The sequence below is a fragment of the Rhizobium sp. BK275 genome, from assembly GCF_014193555.1.
GTDB lineage: Bacteria > Pseudomonadota > Alphaproteobacteria > Rhizobiales > Rhizobiaceae > Rhizobium.
This window is the reverse complement of the sequence record NZ_JACHZL010000003.1, coordinates 544443-562947: the sequence shown is the minus strand read 5'-3', so window position 1 is coordinate 562947 and position 18505 is coordinate 544443. Positions and strand designations below refer to the sequence as shown.

The window sequence follows — 18505 nt, the reverse complement described above, 5'->3', positions numbered from 1 at the left end:
CGCGATGGCATCTGCCGGCGAAGGCCGATCAGTCGTGAAATGCCTCGACGAATTTCCGCTTGCCAAGCATGAAGGCATCGGCGACGTGACGCAGCGGTGCCAGATCGACATCCGACTTGCCGGCCTTGATGAGCTCGGCAAAACGGCGATAGAGCGCCGGATATTCGGCTTCCGGGGCGGAGAACTTCAGCTCGCCATCGACCGAAAGCTTCGAACCGCCTTCCGACAGAACCATCTGACCGGCAGCCGTTTCCGCGATGATGTCCCAGCTCTGCTTGCCCGTCTGGCGCCAATCGAATTCGGCATGGACGGGAACATAGTCGACATTGCGGAAATGCAGGTCGGCAGCAATCGGCGAGTCACGGTTCTCCGGGAATTCCAGCGTGCCGGCGCTGAGGAACATTGCCTTGGGCAGGATATGCGTGACGATCGAGAGCGCATTGATGCCAGGATCGAAAACGCCGAGGCCGCCTGCCTGCCAGATCCATTCCTGGTTCGGATGCCAGTGGCGCACGTCTTCCTTCCAGATCACGTGCACGCTCTTGATCTCGGTCGAGGCAAGGAAGGATTTTGCGGCTTCGACAGCGGCTGCGTAGCGCGAATGCCAGCTCGCAAACAGCGTCGCGCCCTGCTTGTTCGCGAGGTCTTCGAGGTCGGCCACTTCGCTCAGCGTCGCACCCGGCGGCTTTTCGAGGAAGACATGCTTGCCGGCGACCAGCGACTTGTAGGCGGCTTCATAGCGGTACTGCGGCGGCATGCAGAGCGAAACGGCGTCGATCGATGGTTCGGCTGCCAGCATGTCGTCGATCGAGGTATAGGCGATGACGCCGTCGACCGTGCCATGGCGGCTTGCCGTCGCTACCAGCTTGAAATCGGCATTGGCGGCGATGGAGGGGAGATGCTGGTCGCGGACGATCTTGCCGACGCCGACGATGGCGAGATTGATGGCTGACATGGTGTTTGCTCGCGTTCGGTGTTTCGCTAAAAGTATGACTTATTGTGCGCCGTTTTATCAGAAAGCGATCCGCGGGCAAGCCGCCCTTGTCAGAGCGAAGCCATTTCCACCGGTGCGGAGCTCTTTTTGAATTTCAGCGTCACTACCTTGTAACCCTCCGCCTCGAGTTTCGAAAGCAGTGTCGGCAACATCGTTGCGGTGCGTTTATGGATGTCGTGCATCCGGTCTCTCAGGCATGAAAAAGCCGGGCCTGCGAAAGGCCCGGCTGTCCGAAAGCACGGTCGATGGCGCCTCAACTCGCCATCGCTTCCTCATATTCGGCGGACAGTTCCAGCCATTGCTCTTCGGCGGCAGCGAGCTTGGCGGCGGCTTCACCGCGCTGCTTGGCCTTTTCGGCTGCTTTGGCGGGCGCCTTTTCGTAGAGCGCCGGGTCTGCAAGCTCCGCATCAAGAGCCTGAATCAATTTCTCCAGCTTGCCCGTCAAGGATTCGATTTCATTGATCTTTTTCTTGAGAGGGGCAAGCGAGGCGCGCTTGTCGGCATTCAGCTTGCGCTGGTCGGCTTTCGAGGACTGTTCTTCAGGCTGTCTCTGCTTTTCGTCGTCTTTTTTTTTGCCGGAAGCGACGATCAGGTCGCGATACTCTTCCATATCGCCTTCGAAACTCGTCACCGTGCCGTTGTTGACCAGCCAGAGGCGGTCGACGGTCGCTTCGATCAAGTGGCGGTCGTGCGAGATCAGGATGACCGCGCCGTCATAGTCGTTCAGCGCCTCGATCAGCGCGCGGCGGCTGTCGATGTCGAGATGGTTCGTCGGCTCGTCGAGGATCAGGAGGTTCGGCGCATGAAAGGCGGCAAGCCCCATCAGCAGGCGTGCCTTTTCACCGCCTGAAAGATCTTTCGCCGCCGTCGCCATCTTCTCGGTCGCAAGGCCCATCTGCGCCACGCGGGCGCGCACCTTGGCCTCCGGTTCGGTCGGCATCAACCGCCGCACATGCTCGACGGGCGTCTCGTTCGGCACGAGGTCGTCGAGCTGATGCTGCGCGAAGAAGCCGATCTTCAGGCTCGGCGCGAGACGCATTTCGCCGCTCTCCGGCGCCAGGCGGCCGGAGATGAATTTGGCAAAGGTCGATTTGCCGTTGCCGTTCGAGCCCAGCAACGCAATGCGATCGTCATTGTCGATGCGAAGGTTGAGCCCTCTAAGGATCGGCTTGCCGGGCTCATAGCCGACAGCTCCGCCGCTGATCGCGACAATCGGGGAGGCCGGCTGCTTCTCGGGCTCGGGGAAGGTGATCGGCTGGACGTGATCCTCGATCACGGCCGCGACCGTGCCCATACGTTCAAGCGCCTTGACGCGCGATTGGGCCTGTTTTGCCTTGGAGGCCTTGGCCTTGAAGCGGTCGATGAAGCTCTGTAGGTGCTTGCGCGCCGCATCGTTCTTGGCCTTGGCCTTCATCTGCAGTTCGTCGGCTTCCGCCTTCTGCCGCTCGAACTGGTCGTAGTTGCCGCGGTAGAAGGTGAGCTTCTTCTGGTCGAGATGCACGATGGAATTGACCGCGTTGTTGAGCAGATCGCGGTCGTGGCTGATGATGATGACCGTATGCGGATAACGGCGGATATAATCCTCCAGCCACATCGTGCCTTCGAGATCGAGATAGTTGGTCGGCTCGTCGAGCAGCAGCAGGTCCGGTTCGGTAAAGAGCACGGAGGCAAGCGCCACGCGCATGCGCCAGCCGCCCGAGAAGGAGGATGCGGGCTTTGCCTGCGCTTCCTGATCGAAACCGAGGCCCGAGAGGATGCTGGCGGCGCGCGCTTCCGCCGAATGCGCATCGATATCGACGAGGCGCATCTGGATTTCGGCTATACGGTGCGGATCGGTCGCCGTCTCCGCCTCGGCAAGCAGTGCCGCGCGCTCCTTGTCGGCGGAAAGCACGATCGTGATCAGCGAATCCTCGGTGCCCGGCGCTTCCTGCTTCACCTGGCCCATGCGCGCATTCTTGGGGATTGATATTGTCCCGCTTTCCGCTCCCAGATCGCCTGTTATGAGGCGGAAGAGGGTGGATTTGCCGGCGCCGTTACGTCCTACGAGCCCGGCCTTCGTGCCTGACGGCAGCGAGACGCTGGCATGGTCGAGGAGCAGGCGGCCGGCGATGCGGGCGGAAATGTCTGAAATCGTGATCATGCGCGCGGTTTTGGCCGAAAGCCGCCGCCAAGGCAAGATGGATCAGCGGCGTGTTTGCCACTGTTTGCCGTCAATAGCTCATAGCCGAACGCCTTACCGGCCGAAGGCTTGCACTGGCAGGCGCGGATTGGACTGGGCGGCAAGCAGCGCCACGCGGGCATTGGCCTGAAGCTGGCCTGATGTTGCCGCATCGCCGCTCAGCGCCACGCCGACCGATATCGTCAGGCCGCTCGCCTCCGACGTGTCGGATGCCGCAAAAACGAGGTTATCCTCGACGGAGCCGCGCAGCCGCTCGGCGATCGCCAGCGCATCCTGCATGCCGACATTGGCAAAGAGGAGAGCGAATTCGTCGGCCTCCAGGCGCGCAACGAAATCATTCTTCTTCACCGTCTTGCGGAAGAGGCCGGCAAGCTTCTTCAGAAGCCTGTTGCCGGTCTGCATGCCGTAGCGCGCGGTAAGTCCCTTGAAATCATCGATATCGATCATAATCAGCGCGCTGCCGGCCGCACCGTCCTCCTGACCATAGAGGTCGTCGAGCGCGCGGTTGAACCCGATACGGTTCGGCAGGCCGGTGATCTTGTCGGTGACAGCAGCAGTCTGCACCGCCGAAATGCCGCGCTCCAGCGTCGTCAGCCGTTCGATATCCTCTTCCAGCCTGGTGCCGATCGTCTGCTCTGCAGCAAGGACGGCCGAAAGTGAGGAGGCGAGATATTCGACCTCTGCCATGAAATCGGCAAGGCTCTGGTGGTCCTGCTGGCCCGAGACGGATTTGATGATGGTTTCGCAGGCCCGCGTGAAGGCCCGGTGATGCAGGCGCCCTTCAGCGAGCCGCTCCGCCGTTTCTTTGAGTATGCGGCTCGCCTCGATCCGCGAGTGGTCGCCCGCCAGCCCGTAGTGGCCGACGAGCCGGTAACGCAGGCCGAGTTCGTCCAGAGCCTCCTGCTGCGGATGCGGGCCAAGGGCCGCGATATCCTGTGCCAGCCCGGCGTTCAGGCCGATCAGCGCTTCGTAGAACAGTTCATAATTGCGCGGCAGGCCTGCCACATTGAGCCGCATCATGTGCTGAGCGACCGTCTGGATATCGCTCGCCAACGCCGGTCGGGCGGTCTCGCGTGCATTCAACGCATTTGCAGCGGCAGTCGGCATGACGATCCCCTCATTGCCATTGGTTCTCTTGGGCCATCGGCTCTTCTGCTTCCGCTATGCAGGCAAGCTTTTAAGAGACATTGAATTTTCAAACCTTCTCCGGCGGGAAGCCGCAAAACCGGTTAATACACCCTTGCTGCGTCCCGATCAGGAATGGCCGTATCCGTTTCAGCAGCAGCCGTGATGGCGCCATGAAAATTCCTGATTTGATCGCACCGGCTTTTGGGCGTGGAATGAACCAATTGCGATTGCGAAAGGACTGATATGACCAGAGCTCTCTATTCCCTGTGCGGTGCCGACGAGCGTCACTTCTTCTCGCCGCACTGCTGGAAGGCGGTGATGGCGCTCGCCCATAAGGGTCTCGATTTCGAAGAGGTTCCGACGACCTATGGCCGCATTGCCGATATCGGCGGCGGCTTTTCCAAGACCGTGCCGGTTCTGGATGACAACGGCCGGCTGATATCAGACAGTTTCGATATCGCCCTTTACCTGGAAGAGGCTTATCCCGACCGTCCGTCGCTCTTCAAGGGTGAGGGCGGCAAGGCCCTGTCGCGCATGGTCGAGGGCTATTCGCAGATGATCATCCATCCGGCGATCATGCGGATTGCGCTTCTCGATATTCACTCGATCCTCGATGAGGGTGACAAGGCCTATTTCCGGGTCAGCCGCGAAAGCCGCCTCGGCAAGCCGCTGGAGGAATTCGCCGCCGGCCGCGAGGCGGAGCGGGAGGCCTTTGCCGCCAAGCTGGAACCGATGCGCCATATGCTGCGGTTCCAGCCCTTCATCGGCGGTGAGAGCCCGCTCTTTGCCGACTACATCGTCTTCGGTGCGCTGCAGTGGCTGCGCATCGCCGCCGGCCTCGCCATGCTGGCCCCGGACGACCCCGTCATGACCTGGTTCGAACGCTGCCTCGATCTTCATGAAAGCCGGGGCCGGACTGTGACAGCGGCGTGAAATTGCCGGAGCCCCCTTGTTTTCGGGCGGTGAGGCGGGTAAAGACCGCCCACTTTTCCCTGAGTATGAGGACCCGAATTATGGCGATTGAACGCACCTTCTCGATGATCAAGCCGGACGCAACGAAGCGCAACCTGACGGGCGCTATCACCAAGATGCTCGAAGATGCCGGCCTGCGCGTCGTCGCCTCCAAGCGCGTCTGGATGAGCAAACGCGAAGCCGAAGGCTTCTACGCCGTTCACAAGGAACGTCCGTTTTTCGGCGAACTCGTCGAAGGCATGACCTCCGGCCCGACCGTCGTTCAGGTTCTGGAAGGCGAAGGCGCCATCCTGAAGAACCGCGAAATCATGGGCGCAACCAACCCGGCAAACGCTGCTGAAGGCACGATCCGCAAGGTTCATGCTCTCTCGATCGGCGAAAACTCGGTTCACGGTTCTGACGCTCCGGAAACGGCTGCCCAGGAAATCAAGTACTGGTTCTCCGACACCGAAATCGTCGGCTGATTCAGCGCCGGAGCATTCCCTGGGAATGCATTGAATTGACTCATGAAAGCCGGGTTCGTCCCGGCTTTTTTGTTAAGCTGGACACTTGTCCGTATTCGAAAAATCCGTCGTCCCATCCGGCTTGAAAACCTCGGGGTTCTTCTCGTATCCCGCGCCGAGCACCAGCGGCTTGCTCGGGAGCACGGTCTGGTCGAGATCGGATTTGAACTGCGCCTTCAGTTCCTGCAACAGCTTGCCATCCTTGTCGACAAGCTTGATCGTAACGGAATAGGGCCGGTCCTTAACCACGCAGTGCAGGTTTTCGCTCTGGACGGAAATCTTGTCATCCATCGGAAAAACCTTCTGATTCAAAACCAGCGGCGCGCCGCCCTGCGGGTTATCGAACTCCGCGACGATGGTGGATCCGTCGGGAATAGGCGCCGTCTTCTTCATCGTCAGAAGGTAGGTAGCGCTGGCGTTTCGATAGTTGAAGACGAAGAGATGGCCTGTCACTTCCAGCATGGTTTCGGCCTGACGCTGGCAGGCGGAAAGCATGAGCCCCGCTGCCGCAAGGGCCGTGATGATCGAACGCCGTTTCATGGCGTCTCCTCCTTCTTTTTCCTCTGGTAGTGCCTGCTTGCCTTGGCGCGGTTGCCGCAGACGGCCATGTCGCACCAGGCTCGGCTTTTGTTCTTGCTGCGGTCGATGAAAAGCCAGCCGCAATTGCCGCAGATCTTCATCCGCTCCGGTTCCGGCATGGCGAGCAGCCGCAAAACCGAATGGGCTGTTGCCGCATCAAGGCCCTTGTCGGTGGCGCCGCGCAGCGTCCTCGCCAGCGCCTCCAGCAGATCGGCGAGCAGCCGGTCGTCGTTCCCCTCGAGCACGCGCTGCCGGAAGTACCGGTCCGTCGCCTCGCGCAACTCGATGAAGTTTACTCTATTCTGCGCTCCAACCGGCGCTATGTCGCCAAAAAGTGCCCGTTCGGCGCAGAATTCCTTCGCCGCCTCGGGAAAACGCTCCATTTGCCCTTCAGCCTCGAAACGGTCGATACGGCGCGCCGTGTCGTGGCGAAGGATGACGCTGTTGGCGACATCAAGAGCCAGCGCGCCGCCGGAAAAGCGATGAAGGGTCCAGGAAAAGCTCATGGGAAAAATATAACTGGTAAAACACGTTTTGCCAGTTATTATTTCAAGCCGATCCGGAGTTTCGGGAATGGCCTATCTTCTGCAGCAACTGGCGAATGCGGTGCCGCTCGCAGCACTCTACGCTACACTTGCCTTCGGCTATTCGATTGCCTTCGGCGTCACCAAGCGAGCCGACATCACCTATGGGGCGATCATCGCCTTTGCCGGCCAGATGCTTCTGCTCTTCACGGACATGGCCTATAACCGGTTATGGCTGGTGCTGCCTGCGGCGATAGCGATCGGCGTCTGCGCTTCGCTGATCTATTCGGTGGGGGCAGGGGTCTGGATTGGCCGTTCCATCATGCAGCCGCTCGCCAGCAAATCGCCGAATACGGTCATGGTCGCAGCACTCGGCATGATGATCGTGCTGATGGAAACGGCACGTCTTGCCGCCAATACCCGCGCCATCTGGCTGCCACCGCTGCTGAACGACACCGTCACCTTCTGGAGCGACGGCAGCTTCCGGGTAACGCTCACTTATATCCAGCTTCTGGATACGGTCCTGATGTGTGCGATCATTGCGATCGGTGCGTTGATCCTGAAGCGCACAGTATGGGGCCGCCTGTGGCGGGCCGTCATCGACGATCCGCTCGCCGCCGAACTCTGCGGCACCAGCGCCCGCCGCGTCTTCCTGGTATCCTATGCAGCGGCGGCCCTCGTCGCCACCTGCTGCGGCATCCTTGCTACCTTCTACTATGGATCGATGGATTTCGGCGCGGGACTGATGTTCGGCCTCAAGGTGCTGATGATTGCGGCCGTCGGCGGCTATTCCGATCCGCTGCGCTCGGCGGGCGGCGCCGCCGGCCTGGCGCTTGTCGAAACGTTCTGGGGCGCCTACGGCTCCTTCATCTGGCGCGATCTCGCCATTTTCTCGCTGCTGGTTTTCCTGCTGGTGCTGAGCCGCCGCGAGCGCGTCGTGCTCTGACTATTTCCAGCGGTCGCGCGCCGTGTCGTCGGCGTCCTTTGCTGCGATCCAGTCGCCCGTATTTCCATCCTTGCCATGTTCCTTCTTCCAGAAGGGAGCCGAGGTTTTCAGGAAATCCATGACGAAGTTTGCGCCGTCGAAGGCCGCCTGCCGGTGCGGTGCCGCCGCGACGACCAGCACGATGTTCTCGCCGGCTGCAATCTTGCCGAAGCGGTGGATGGCCGTCAGGCCGTCGAGCCCGAAACGCGCGATCGCGAGTTCGCCGATGCGGGTCATCTCCGCTTCCGCCATGCCGGGATAATGTTCGAGCTCCAGCGCCGAGAGCGTGCCGCCCTCATCGCGGCAGAGGCCGGAAAAGGTAACGACCGCGCCGATGCCGGGCTTGCCCTTGGACAGCCTATCGACTTCCGCCTGCAGGTCGAAATCTTCGCGCTGGACGCGGATGGTGAGCGAAGTCGTCACTGCAAAATCCTTTGCTGCCTTGATGTCGTCGCGAGGAATGCGGTGATGGAGTGCCGTGCCCACCCCCCTCTGCCCTGCCGGGCATCTCCCCCACAAGGGGAGAGATCACAAGCGGCTTGACCCTCGGGCCTTCTACCGTTTTGCCGGGCCGCGACATTTCTTGTTTGGGGAAGCCGGCGCCCCCAGCCAATCTCCCTCCTTGTGGGGGAGATGCCCGGCAGGGCAGAGGGGGGTAGCGATGTGGCACGACCATCATCCCATCATTTGTACGGCTCTCGGCCAGGCTGCCGTTGGCTTCAGCCACCCGTCATCGGCGGAAAAATGCCGATCTCTTTTGCGCCTGTTATCGGCTCGTCATGCTCCACATGCTCCTGATCGACCGCCACGCGGATCACATCGGGATATTGAAGAGCCATCTCATATTCTTCGCCCAGGCCCTTCAAATGATTCAGAAGATCGGCAACGCTGACGACGGAGGCGGGGAGCTCGATTTCCTCTTCTCCCTTGCCGATGCGTTCGCGCACCCAGGCGAAATAGACAAGCCGTGTCATTCTTCGTCATCCACGATATGCTTCAGCCCGGCACGGAAATAGTCGTAGCCCGTATAGATCGTCAGCAGCGCTGCGATCCACAGAAGCGCGATGCCTGTCTGCGTCGTATAAGGGAAAATCTCGTCGCCGGCGGGGCCGGCCAACAGGAAGGCAATGGCGACAAGCTGCAGTGTCGTCTTCCACTTGGCGATACGCGTCACCGGCACGCTGACCTTCAGCGCCGCCAGATATTCCCGCAGGCCCGAAACCAGGATCTCGCGGCAGAGAATGGTGATCGCCGCCCAGATCGACCAGCCGGCGATGGTCTGGTCGGCCGCGACCAGGAGAAGGATCGAGGCGACCAGCAGCTTGTCGGCGATCGGGTCGAGCATGCGGCCGATATTTGACGTCTGGTTCCAGATGCGCGCGAGATAGCCGTCGAGGAAATCCGTGATCGAGGCGATGACGAAGATCCACAGCGCCACCCAACGCGCGGTGTTGCTGATCGACAGCTTGCCCTCGATGAAGAAGCAGAGAACGATCAGCGGCACAGCCAGGATGCGGCCGTAGGTCAGGAGATTGGGGATGTTATACGCACGCGATGCCATGGAGTGGTTCTCTGTGATGATGCGGCGGTAGATGACGGCTTTGGACCTCGACCGTCAACATTCTTTCTGCTTTTTCGCTGCCTTTGCGTGGAATTTGCGACCGGCCCCACTTATTTCGCGGCGTCGTCGTGAAAATGATTGTAGACCTGCTTGGCGACGGTCTCGGAAATCCCTTCCACGGCCATGAGATCGGAAAGGGCCGCGCGCGACACCGCCTTTGCCGTGCCGAAATGCTGCAGCAGCGCCCGCTTTCGGGATGGGCCGATGCCGCCGATCTCGTCGAGCGGGTTCTTGACCATCTCCTTCTTGCGCCGCGCGCGGTGGGAGCCGATCGCAAAACGGTGCGCCTCGTCGCGCATGCGCTGGATGAAATAGAGAACCGGATCGCGCGGCGGCAGCGTGAAGCCTCCTTTGCCCGGCGCAAAGAAACGCTCACGCCCGGCCTCGCGGTCCACACCCTTGGCAACGCCGATGGCGATCACGCTGTCGGTAATGCCGAGCTCTTCGAGGATCGCGCGCACCGCCGTCATCTGCCCCTGGCCGCCGTCGATGAGGATCACGTCCGGCCAGGCGGGGAAGGGCATGTCGGCCGCATCTGTGGCAGAGACCTGCGCGCTGCGATCCGGAATGCCTTCTTCCTTGAGCAGGCGGGAGAAACGTCGCGTCATCACCTCGCGCATCATGCCGAAGTCGTCGCCCGGCGTGATCTCGGTCGATTTGATGTTGAACTTGCGATACTGGTTCTTCACGAAGCCTTCCGGCCCTGCGACCACCATGCCGCCGACCGCATTCGTGCCCATGATATGCGAGTTGTCGTAGATCTCGACACGCTGCGGCACGTAGGGCAGGCCGAACGTGTCCTTGAAGCCTTCCAGCAACCGCGATTGCGATGCCGTCTCGGCAAGCTTGCGGCCATGCGCCTCGCGGGCATTGGCGATGACATGCTCGACAAGATCGCGCTTTTCGCCACGCTGCGGAACGAGGATCGAAACCTTGTGCCCGGCCTTTTCGCTGAGCGCTGCGGCGAGCAGCTCCAGTTCCTCCACCGTTTCCGACAGCATGATCTGCCGCGGCACCGGCTTGTCGTCATAGAATTGCGCTAGGAAGGCATTCAGCACTTCGGCGCCTGACAGTTGCGGATCGGCCTTCGGGAAATAGGCGCGGTTGCCCCAGTTCTGCCCGGTGCGGAAGAAGAAGACCTGGATACAGGAGATCCCGCCTTCGTGATGGATGGCGAAGACATCCGCCTCCTCGACGCCGGCCGGATTGATGCCCTGATGGCTCTGCACATGCGAAAGTGCGGCGAGGCGGTCGCGATAAATGGCCGCCCGCTCGAAATCGAGGTCCTCGGCGGCAGCATTCATCGCTTCCGCCATATGCTCTTTCACATTCTGGCTCTTGCCCGACAGAAAATCCTTGGCTTCACGAACCAGTTCCGCATAGCCCTCATCGCTGACTTCATGCGTGCACGGCCCGGAACAGCGCTTGATCTGATAGAGTAGGCAGGGCCGGGTGCGCGTCTCGAAAACGCTGTCGGTGCAGGTGCGGATCAGGAAGGCGCGCTGCAGCGAATTGATCGTGCGGCCGACCGCACCGGCAGACGCGAAGGGGCCGAAATAGTCGCCCTTGCGCGCGCGGGCGCCGCGATGCTTGAAAATGGCAGGCGCGCGGTGATCACCTGTTATCAGGATATAAGGAAACGACTTGTCGTCGCGCAGCAGCACGTTAAAGCGTGGCCGCAAGCGCTTGATCAGATTCGCTTCTAAGAGCAGCGCCTCGGTTTCCGTCCGCGTCGTGACGAATTCCATATTGGCGGTCTGGCGCACCATCTGGGCGATGCGGTTGGAATGCACACGACCAACCGCGTAATTGCCGACGCGCTTCTTCAGGCTGCGGGCCTTGCCGACATAGAGCACGTCGCCCGCCTCGTTGAACATGCGGTAGACGCCGGGGCTGTTCGGCAGACGCTTGACGAATTCGGCGATCAGATCGGCACCGACAAGGCCGGTTTCGTTGATGCTGCCGGCATTCCAGTCGATCGACGCCGAAATCGGCGAGGCGGAGGCATCGCCTTCCACCTCGATGATATCGTCGTCGTTTTCATCAGTCTCGTCGTAAAGAACACCGCCATCCGGCAGCTTCTTGGCATTCATTCCTTGATCTCCAGCACGTCAGGCGTCTGCCATGCGAGATGCTGGCCGCCGTCGAGTGCAATCATCTGACCCGTGATCGAAGGGGTCTCGAACAGAAAACGAATCGTTCGGCCGAATTCCTTGAGCTCAGGTCCTCGCTTCAAGATAAGGGCTGAAACCTGCGCTTGGAAGTCTTCTTGCAATTGCCGCTCGCTCGGAATCGACGGGCCGGGACCGATTGCGTTGACGCGGATGCGCGGCGCGAGCGCTTGCGCCATCGTCTGCGTCGCCGTCCACAGCGCCGATTTCGACAGGGTATAGGAATAGAAGCTCGGCCGCAGTGCCCAGACACGCTGGTCGATAATATTGACGATCAGCCCCGCGGCCGTTTCCGGCAACTGTTCGGCGAATTTGGCGGCGAGTATCGAAGGCGCGCGGACATGGACGGCGAAATGCTCGTCCCACACCTGCGCATCGAATTTGCGGAGCGAATCCTCGAGAAAAATCGACGCGTTGTTGACGAGAAGATCGATCGGGCCGAGCGCCTCGCACGCTTTCCCGACAAGGCCTTCGGTCTCATCGATTTTGGCGAGATCGGCCTTGATCGCAACCGCCCGATGCCCTTTCTGCCGCAATTCCGCCACAAAATCTTCGGCCTCGGCGAGCGAGGTGTTGGCGTGGATGGCGATCGAAAATCCATCAGCAACAAGGTCTTCGGCGATTGCCCGGCCTATTCTCTTGGCGGCACCCGTCACGAGCGCCGCGCGAAGTCTTTTCTGGGTCAAGATCCTGCCTTTTGGTCCTGAGAGTCTGGTTGCTGACTATATAAGTGCAGGTCCTGATTATATAAATAGGCCGAAAGCATTGCCTGTGAGGTCCGGATATTCTATGTATTATTTGCAATCGCGATTTATTAAAATAGGTAGTGTAAGTTTAACTGTTTATTATCCTTAATAAACGGTATGTTGCAACCAAGCAACATCGAATTTCTGCCGTCGCGGAGCCACAATGATATCACAATTTGGCTCTTTCAAATCCGCATTTGCATTCCAATTTCACTCTCGATCCGGAAGGGACATTTAGTAATCCCCCGTGAATGCTTCGCCGAAGTTTAATTGACGAGCGCGCGGGACTGAAAGGAGAAAAGTATGCGTATACTCTTTGCTGGCCTCATGGCTTCCGCTCTTGCCGTTGGCGGTTTCTCGGTAGCTCACGCAGCTGATGCCGTGGACCAGGTCCCGCAGGCGCCGGTCGCTGAGGAAACCCCGGCTCCGGTCAACAACTGGCAGGGCTTCTACCTCGGTGGCGCAGCGACCTACAATATGGGCAGCTTCGGTTCCGACCGTGACACCTATGATTGGGGCGGCCAGCTCTTCACCGGTTACAACTTCCAGCAGGGCCAGATCGTTTACGGCGCTGAAGCCGATCTCGGCTACGGCGATGCGGACGTCACTCAGGACGGCATCAAGAACAAGACCGGCTGGAACGGCTCCGTCCGCGGCCGCGTCGGTTACGACCTGAACCCCTTCCTGCTCTATGGTACGGCAGGTCTGGCGCTCGCCAACACCAAGGTTTCCGACGGCACGTCTTCCGACAGCAAGACCGCCTACGGCTACACGGTCGGCGCCGGTGTCGAAGCCTTCGTGACCAACAACATCACGACGCGTCTCGAATACCGCTACACCGACTACCAGGACAAGGACTACAACCTCGACTCCGGCAGCGTTTCGCGCGGCTTCGACGAAAACAGCGTCAAGGTCGGTATCGGCGTCAAGTTCTGATCCTGACTGTATCGAATACAAAAAGCCGGGCTTCGAGCCCGGCTTTTTTGTTGTCTGCATCGATCCCAGGTTTCACTAGTCCCGGGGCCTCACAGGTCCTGCAGGTCTCTCAGGTCTGCGGCTTCAGCTGCTCATAGCCGTCGAATTTCTTTTCGAATTCCCGCAGCCAGTCGATCAGCTCGGCATGGTCTTCTTCCCACTGGCCCTTGAAGCGTAGGTCGAGATAGCCAAGCGTCGCGGCCAGCGCGAAATGCCCGCCATGCAGCTTCTTGCCGAGCTTCGGCGTATTGGCGGCCAAATAGTTCAGTGCGGTCTCGACCTTCTTCCATTGCCGGTCGATCCAGGGCTGATGCACCTTTTCTTCGTCGCGGAAGCGGCGTTCGTAGACGATCGCCAGCAGGCAGTCGCAGACACCGTCGCAGAGCGCTTCCAGCACTTCGGCGTCCGTGCGCTTGCGCTTCTTCGAAGGATAGAGCGCGCCCTTCGTCATCCGGTCGAAATAATGCATGATGGCGATGCTGTCGAAGATGGAAACGCCGTCATCCGTCAGCAGCGTCGGGATCTTGCCGAGCGGATTGTTGTCCACGAGGATCGCTGGTCCCGCATTCGTATCGACCCGGATTTGCGCAATCTCGAGACCGAGATGGCGGGCGGCCATGCCCACCTTGCTGGAGAAAGGGGAGGTCGGGGAGCAGAGAAGCTTCATGGGGCACCTTTTGGAATGCGGATGGCACGGGACTATTCCCCCGCGTCGTAGATTCGGTCAATCGGCCTTGGCAGGCTTCGTCTCGCCGCGCAGCCAGAAGGCGCGCTGCGAGGCGAAACGGTCCTGCGCCAGATGGTCCTTCAGGGCCGGCAGCAACTGGTGCAGCTCATCCTTCAGCGTGAAGGGTGGGTTGACGACGATGAGTCCCGAGCCGGTCAGCCCCGTCGTCTCGCGGTCGCTGCGCACCGCAAGTTCGGCGCAGAGCATCTTCGGAATGTCCAGTGCCTGCAGCGCCTCGTGGAAGTCCTTGATCGGTGCGCCTTTCTTCAGCGGATACCAGAGGCAATAGGTACCGCCGGGAAAGCGCCGGTAAGCCTTGGCGAGGCCATCCACCAGCCGCTCATATTCGCCGTCCTCCTCGAAAGGCGGATCGACGAGCACGATGCCGCGTTTTTCCTTCGGCGGCAGATGCGCGCCGAGCGCCAGCCAGCCGTCGAGCTCGGTGATGCGCGCATGGTGATCGCCTTCGAAGACGCGGTGCAGCCGTGCGAAATCCTCCGGGTGGAGCTCCATCGCCGAAAGCCGGTCCTGCGGGCGAAACAGCATGCGCGCGAGCTTTGGGGAGCCGGGATAGAAGCGCAGGCCGCCCTGCGGGTTCAGTTCGCGGATCGCGGAGAGATAGGGTTCCAGAAGCTCGGAAACCTGCGGCCCGAGATCGGTCTCCAGGAGCTTGCCGATACCGCCTTGCCACTCGCCGGTCTTCTGCGCTTCCTCGGAGGAGAGATCGTAGAGGCCGATGCCGGCATGCGTGTCGAGCACCCGAAAGCCGGCGTCCTTCTTCTGCATGTAGCGGATCAGACGCGCCAGCACCGCGTGCTTCAGGACATCGGCGAAATTGCCTGCATGATAGATGTGGCGATAGTTCATTTTCGCTGATGCCTGCTATGAATTCGGATGACAGGGAGTTTTTGTGCCTTTTGGCCGCTTGAGCCTTGGCATATAGAAATCGCATGAACATTGCGACCCCCATCCACGCCAAATCCCGGATCGGTCATACGGCCTGTCCGCATGACTGTCCCTCCACCTGCGCGCTGGAGGTGGATATTACGGAAGACGGCCGTATCGGTCGCGTCCGCGGCGCGAACGACCATTCCTATACGTCAGGCGTCATCTGCGCCAAAGTCGCCCGTTATGCCGAGCGCCTCTATCATCCGGATCGTCTCATGCATCCGCTGCGCCGCGCCGGCGCTAAGGGGGCGGGGCAATGGCAGCAGATTTCCTGGGATGACGCGCTGGACGAGATTGCCGAAGCCTTCGTGAAGGCCGAGGCGAAGGACGGAAGCGAAGCCATCTGGCCTTATTTCTACGCCGGCACCATGGGCTGGGTGCAGCGCGACTCGATCGAGCGCCTGCGCCACGCCAAGCGCTATTCCGGCTTCTTTTCCTCGATCTGCACCAACCCCGCCTGGACCGGCTTCACCATGGCGACCGGCATGCTGCGCGGCCCGGATCCGCGCGAGATGGCGCGCACCGACTGCGTCGTCATCTGGGGCACCAATGCGGTTGCCACGCAGGTCAATGTGATGACCCACGCGATCAGGTCGCGCAAGGAGCGGGGCGCGAAGATCGTCGTCATCGACATCTACGACAATCCGACGATGAAGCAGGCCGACATGGCCCTCATCGTCAAGCCCGGCACCGATGCAGCACTTGCCTGCGCCGTCATGCACATCGCCTTCCGCGACGGTTATGCCGACCGCGACTACATGGCTAGATATGCCGACGATCCCTCGGGTCTCGAAGCGCATCTGAAGGCGAAGACGCCGGAATGGGCGGCGGCCGTCACCGGTCTGTCGGTCGAGGAGATCGAAGCCTTCGCCAAACTTGTCGGCACGACCAAAAAGACTTTCTTCCGTCTCGGCTACGGCTTTACCCGCCAGCGCAATGGCGCGGTCGCGATGCATGCCGCCGCCTCGGTCGCCACCGTGCTCGGCTCCTGGCAATATGAGGGCGGCGGCGCCTTCCATTCGAACAGCGATATCTTCCGCATGAACAATGCGGAACTGACCGGCAAGTCGATGAAGGATGCCGATATCCGCATGATCGACCAGTCGCAGATCGGCCGTGCGCTGACCGGCGATGCCGTGGCGCTCCGCCATCGCGGTCCTGTCACGGCCATGCTGATCCAGAATACAAATCCGGTGAACATCGCCCCGGAACAGCGACTGGTGAAGCGCGGCTTTGCCCGCGACGACCTCTTCGTCGCCGTGCACGAGCAGTTCATGACCGAGACGGCCGACATGGCCGATATCGTCATTCCCGCCACGATGTTCGTCGAGCATGACGACATCTACCGCGCCGGCGGCCAGAACCACATCCTGCTCGGCCAGAAGCTCGTCGAACCGCCGCCGACGGTGCGCAGCAACCTCTTCGTCATCGAGGAACTGGCAAAACGCCTCGGCGTCGCCGATCGCCCCGGCTTCGGCTTCACGGCGCGCGAGTTGGTCGACCGCGTGCTGGCCACGAGCAATCTGCCGGACTACGACTATTTCCTCGAACACAAATGGTTCGACCGCCAGCCCGCCTTCGAGGAAGCACATTATCTCGATGGTTTCGCCCATCCCGACGGCAAGTTCCATTTCCGGCCGGACTGGGTGAACGATCCCGCGCCGAACAAGCCGCCGGCTTCCGTCGGTACGCTCGGCCCCTATGCAGAGTTGCCGCCGTTCCCGGATCAGGTCGATGTCATCGAACTCGCCGATCCCAAGCATCCCTTCCGCCTGGCGACCTCGCCGGCGCGCAACTTCCTGAATTCGAGCTTCTCGGAAACCAAGACGTCGCGCCAGAAGGAAGGTCGCCCGGAAGTGATGATCAACCCCGTCGATGCGGAGGCGAACGGTGTCGGCAATGGCGACCTCGTCCGCATTGGCAATATGCGCGGCGACCTGCGCCTCCACGCCCGCGTGACGACCGAGGTCAAGCCAGGCGTTTTGATTGCAGAGGGCCTTTGGCCCAACAAGGCGCATGTCGATGGCGAAGGGATCAACGTTCTCACCGGCGCCGATCCCGTGGCGCCCTATGGCGGCGCTGCCGTCCATGACAACAAGGTCTGGCTTCGCAAGGACGTCATATGACGCAATCTAAGGCAAAAGTGGAAATCGTCGGCAAGGAAATCCTGTCCGAAGGCTGGACGAAGCTGGTCGGCTATGAGCTCGATTATACAGACCGGAAGGGCGAAACTCACCGCCTGCCTCGCGAGGTCTATCACCGCACGCCGGCCGCCTGCATCCTGCTTTACGATCCCAAGCGCGATGTGGTCGTGCTGGTGAAGCAGTTCCGGCTGCCGGCCTATCTGAACGCTGACCCCGCCTGGATGATCGAAGTTCCCGCCGGCCTGCTCGACGGTGACGAACCTGAAGCCGCCATACGCCGTGAGGCAATGGAGGAGACCGGTTATACGATTCGCGATGTCCGCTTCCTGTTCAGATCCTACACGGCACCTGGCTCCATCACGGAGATCGTGCATTTCTTTGCAGCGGCAATCGATACCGCAGACCGCACATCCGATGGCGGCGGTCTGGAGCACGAGCACGAAGATATCGAAGTGCTGGAAATCCAGCTGCCGCACGCCGTCGCGATGATCGAAAAGGGTGAGATCATAGATCTCAAGACGATCATGCTGCTGCAATGGGTGGTGGCGAACAAGGTCAGCCTGACCTAACCCGTAAGCCCGGCAATATTCTCGTTGTGAGCTGCTTTCTGCAGACGGACATCAGCGGTGGCGAGAGAAACGCGCTGTGCGACAGCCAATGACAGATAGGCGGCGTCGTAAGCTGAGAGTTGATACTTGCCGGCAAGCCGAATGATCGAAAGATGATCTTCGCTGGCGACAGTGCGAATTGGAAGACCGCTGAGCCGCATCAGACAGGCGAGTATATCGCCGCTATCGATGCGTTTGCGCCGTTCCGCCATGATGAGAATATTGCGCATTTCATGCCAGAAAAGGTCTGGCACCAACGCATCTTCGGTTTCGAGAAGCGACAGCGCCTGTTCGGCAATCTGGTTTTCCTCGTCCGGAAGCAGCCATGCGGCGGCAATCGAAGCGTCGACAACGAAGGGCATCAGCGCTGGCCTTCGCGACGCCAGTCCTGAATTTCGGCCGCTGTGGCTGTCGCACGCTCCATCCGCTCTGCTCGCAATGCGCGGATAGTTTCCAGCCGCTCGCGACGGTCATCAATCTTGACGATGCGCGCCACCACGTGATTGCCGCGTGAGATGACCACATCCTCGCCCGCCTCTACCTTCGTCAGGAGTTCGGAAAGATGGGTTTTCGCTTCTGCTACTTTAACCTTGATTGTCATGGAGCGTACCCTTTTACTTCTCCAATTTAAGGTAGTCGAAGAACTTGGTCAACTTGTTGACCAAGTGGAGGCTCTCGGATCGAAAATCGAGTCCTCGAAA

General features: G+C 60.6%; 20 protein-coding genes and 1 pseudogene. 6 read left to right on the top strand and 15 right to left on the bottom strand.

Translation table 11 applies throughout. The annotated features are described in order from the left end of the window. Positions 1-28 precede the first annotated feature (28 nt). From FHT82_RS12690 to FHT82_RS12675, 4 genes and pseudogenes are all read right to left on the bottom strand, one after another. On the bottom strand, positions 29-955 hold the full coding sequence (locus FHT82_RS12690; RefSeq protein ID WP_183730602.1) for a Gfo/Idh/MocA family oxidoreductase: 927 nt from the start codon (positions 953-955) through the stop codon (positions 29-31). Positions 956-1044: 89 nt separating this feature from the next. After that, positions 1045-1176: pseudogene (locus tag FHT82_RS12685) on the bottom strand (polysaccharide deacetylase family protein); the annotation flags it as partial. A gap of 71 nt (positions 1177-1247) precedes the next feature. Further along, on the bottom strand, positions 1248-3134 hold the full coding sequence (abc-f, locus tag FHT82_RS12680) for a ribosomal protection-like ABC-F family protein (protein WP_183730599.1): 1887 nt from the start codon (positions 3132-3134) through the stop codon (positions 1248-1250). Positions 3135-3227: 93 nt separating this feature from the next. Further along, positions 3228-4280 (bottom strand): GGDEF domain-containing protein, encoded by a 1053-nt coding sequence (locus FHT82_RS12675; protein ID WP_183730597.1) that lies wholly within the window; start codon positions 4278-4280, stop codon positions 3228-3230. A 264-nt stretch (positions 4281-4544) separates the two neighbouring features. Here FHT82_RS12675 and FHT82_RS12670 point away from each other — a divergent pair, with 264 nt between their 5' ends. Further along, a complete protein-coding gene (locus FHT82_RS12670) occupies positions 4545-5234 on the top strand; it encodes a glutathione S-transferase family protein (protein WP_183730594.1) in 690 nt (229 codons plus the stop codon). Between the two features lie 80 nt (positions 5235-5314). Further along, entirely contained in the window at positions 5315-5737 is a 423-nt protein-coding gene (gene ndk / locus FHT82_RS12665; protein WP_183730591.1) for a nucleoside-diphosphate kinase, read from the top strand. Positions 5738-5809: 72 nt separating this feature from the next. Here ndk and FHT82_RS12660 read toward each other — a convergent pair whose 3' ends face one another. Together FHT82_RS12660 and FHT82_RS12655 are read right to left on the bottom strand one after the other, a co-directional pair. Further along, positions 5810-6316, bottom strand: a complete 507-nt coding sequence (locus tag FHT82_RS12660) for a hypothetical protein (RefSeq protein WP_183730589.1) — start codon at positions 6314-6316, stop codon at positions 5810-5812. Then, positions 6313-6861: a CGNR zinc finger domain-containing protein gene (locus FHT82_RS12655; protein WP_183730586.1), complete on the bottom strand. Its 549-nt coding sequence runs from the start codon at positions 6859-6861 to the stop codon at positions 6313-6315. Before FHT82_RS12655 ends, FHT82_RS12660 begins: the two co-directional genes overlap by 4 nt. Positions 6862-6928: 67 nt before the next feature. On the opposite strand from FHT82_RS12655, the gene FHT82_RS12650 reads away from it, so the two are divergent. After that, positions 6929-7825, top strand: a complete 897-nt coding sequence (locus FHT82_RS12650) for a branched-chain amino acid ABC transporter permease (protein ID WP_183730582.1) — start codon at positions 6929-6931, stop codon at positions 7823-7825. Here FHT82_RS12650 and FHT82_RS12645 read toward each other — a convergent pair whose 3' ends face one another. The 5 genes from FHT82_RS12645 to FHT82_RS12625 all read right to left on the bottom strand — a co-directional run bounded on the left by FHT82_RS12645 (position 7826) and on the right by FHT82_RS12625 (position 12342). Continuing rightward, the gene (locus FHT82_RS12645) at positions 7826-8287 is read right to left on the bottom strand and encodes a molybdenum cofactor biosynthesis protein MoaE (RefSeq protein WP_183731019.1); all 462 of its coding nucleotides are present in this window, start codon (positions 8285-8287) and stop codon (positions 7826-7828) included. A 296-nt stretch (positions 8288-8583) separates the two neighbouring features. Beyond that, on the bottom strand, positions 8584-8838 hold the full coding sequence (gene moaD / locus FHT82_RS12640; RefSeq protein ID WP_183730580.1) for a molybdopterin converting factor subunit 1: 255 nt from the start codon (positions 8836-8838) through the stop codon (positions 8584-8586). Then, positions 8835-9425, bottom strand: coding sequence for a CDP-diacylglycerol--glycerol-3-phosphate 3-phosphatidyltransferase (gene pgsA, locus FHT82_RS12635; RefSeq protein WP_183730576.1), 591 nt, complete (start codon positions 9423-9425; stop codon positions 8835-8837). Before pgsA ends, moaD begins: the two co-directional genes overlap by 4 nt. A 110-nt stretch (positions 9426-9535) precedes the next feature. Further along, a complete protein-coding gene (uvrC, locus tag FHT82_RS12630; RefSeq protein ID WP_183730573.1) occupies positions 9536-11578 on the bottom strand; it encodes an excinuclease ABC subunit UvrC in 2043 nt (680 codons plus the stop codon). Next, on the bottom strand, positions 11575-12342 hold the full coding sequence (locus FHT82_RS12625; RefSeq protein ID WP_183730570.1) for an SDR family oxidoreductase: 768 nt from the start codon (positions 12340-12342) through the stop codon (positions 11575-11577). The genes uvrC and FHT82_RS12625 overlap by 4 nt, the downstream gene beginning before the upstream one ends. A 363-nt stretch (positions 12343-12705) precedes the next feature. On the opposite strand from FHT82_RS12625, the gene FHT82_RS12620 reads away from it, so the two are divergent. Beyond that, positions 12706-13338, top strand: coding sequence for an outer membrane protein (locus FHT82_RS12620; protein WP_183730567.1), 633 nt, complete (start codon positions 12706-12708; stop codon positions 13336-13338). A gap of 109 nt (positions 13339-13447) precedes the next feature. Here the strand turns inward: FHT82_RS12620 and FHT82_RS12615 are convergent, their stop codons facing one another. Then, entirely contained in the window at positions 13448-14044 is a 597-nt protein-coding gene (locus tag FHT82_RS12615) for a glutathione S-transferase (protein ID WP_183730564.1), read from the bottom strand. A gap of 57 nt (positions 14045-14101) precedes the next feature. Next, positions 14102-14971, bottom strand: a complete 870-nt coding sequence (locus FHT82_RS12610; RefSeq protein WP_183730561.1) for a 23S rRNA (adenine(2030)-N(6))-methyltransferase RlmJ — start codon at positions 14969-14971, stop codon at positions 14102-14104. 83 nt (positions 14972-15054) lie between these two features. Between FHT82_RS12610 and FHT82_RS12605 the strand changes: the two genes are divergently transcribed. Further along, positions 15055-17178: a molybdopterin oxidoreductase family protein gene (locus FHT82_RS12605; protein WP_183730558.1), complete on the top strand. Its 2124-nt coding sequence runs from the start codon at positions 15055-15057 to the stop codon at positions 17176-17178. Continuing rightward, entirely contained in the window at positions 17175-17765 is a 591-nt protein-coding gene (locus FHT82_RS12600; protein WP_183730556.1) for an NUDIX domain-containing protein, read from the top strand. Before FHT82_RS12605 ends, FHT82_RS12600 begins: the two co-directional genes overlap by 4 nt. Here FHT82_RS12600 and FHT82_RS12595 read toward each other — a convergent pair. Beyond that, a complete protein-coding gene (locus FHT82_RS12595; RefSeq protein ID WP_183730553.1) occupies positions 17762-18166 on the bottom strand; it encodes a type II toxin-antitoxin system VapC family toxin in 405 nt (134 codons plus the stop codon). The two genes, FHT82_RS12600 and FHT82_RS12595, sit on opposite strands and share 4 nt — an antisense overlap. Beyond that, positions 18166-18405: a type II toxin-antitoxin system prevent-host-death family antitoxin gene (locus FHT82_RS12590; protein WP_183730550.1), complete on the bottom strand. Its 240-nt coding sequence runs from the start codon at positions 18403-18405 to the stop codon at positions 18166-18168. Before FHT82_RS12590 ends, FHT82_RS12595 begins: the two co-directional genes overlap by 1 nt. Positions 18406-18505 lie beyond the last annotated feature (100 nt).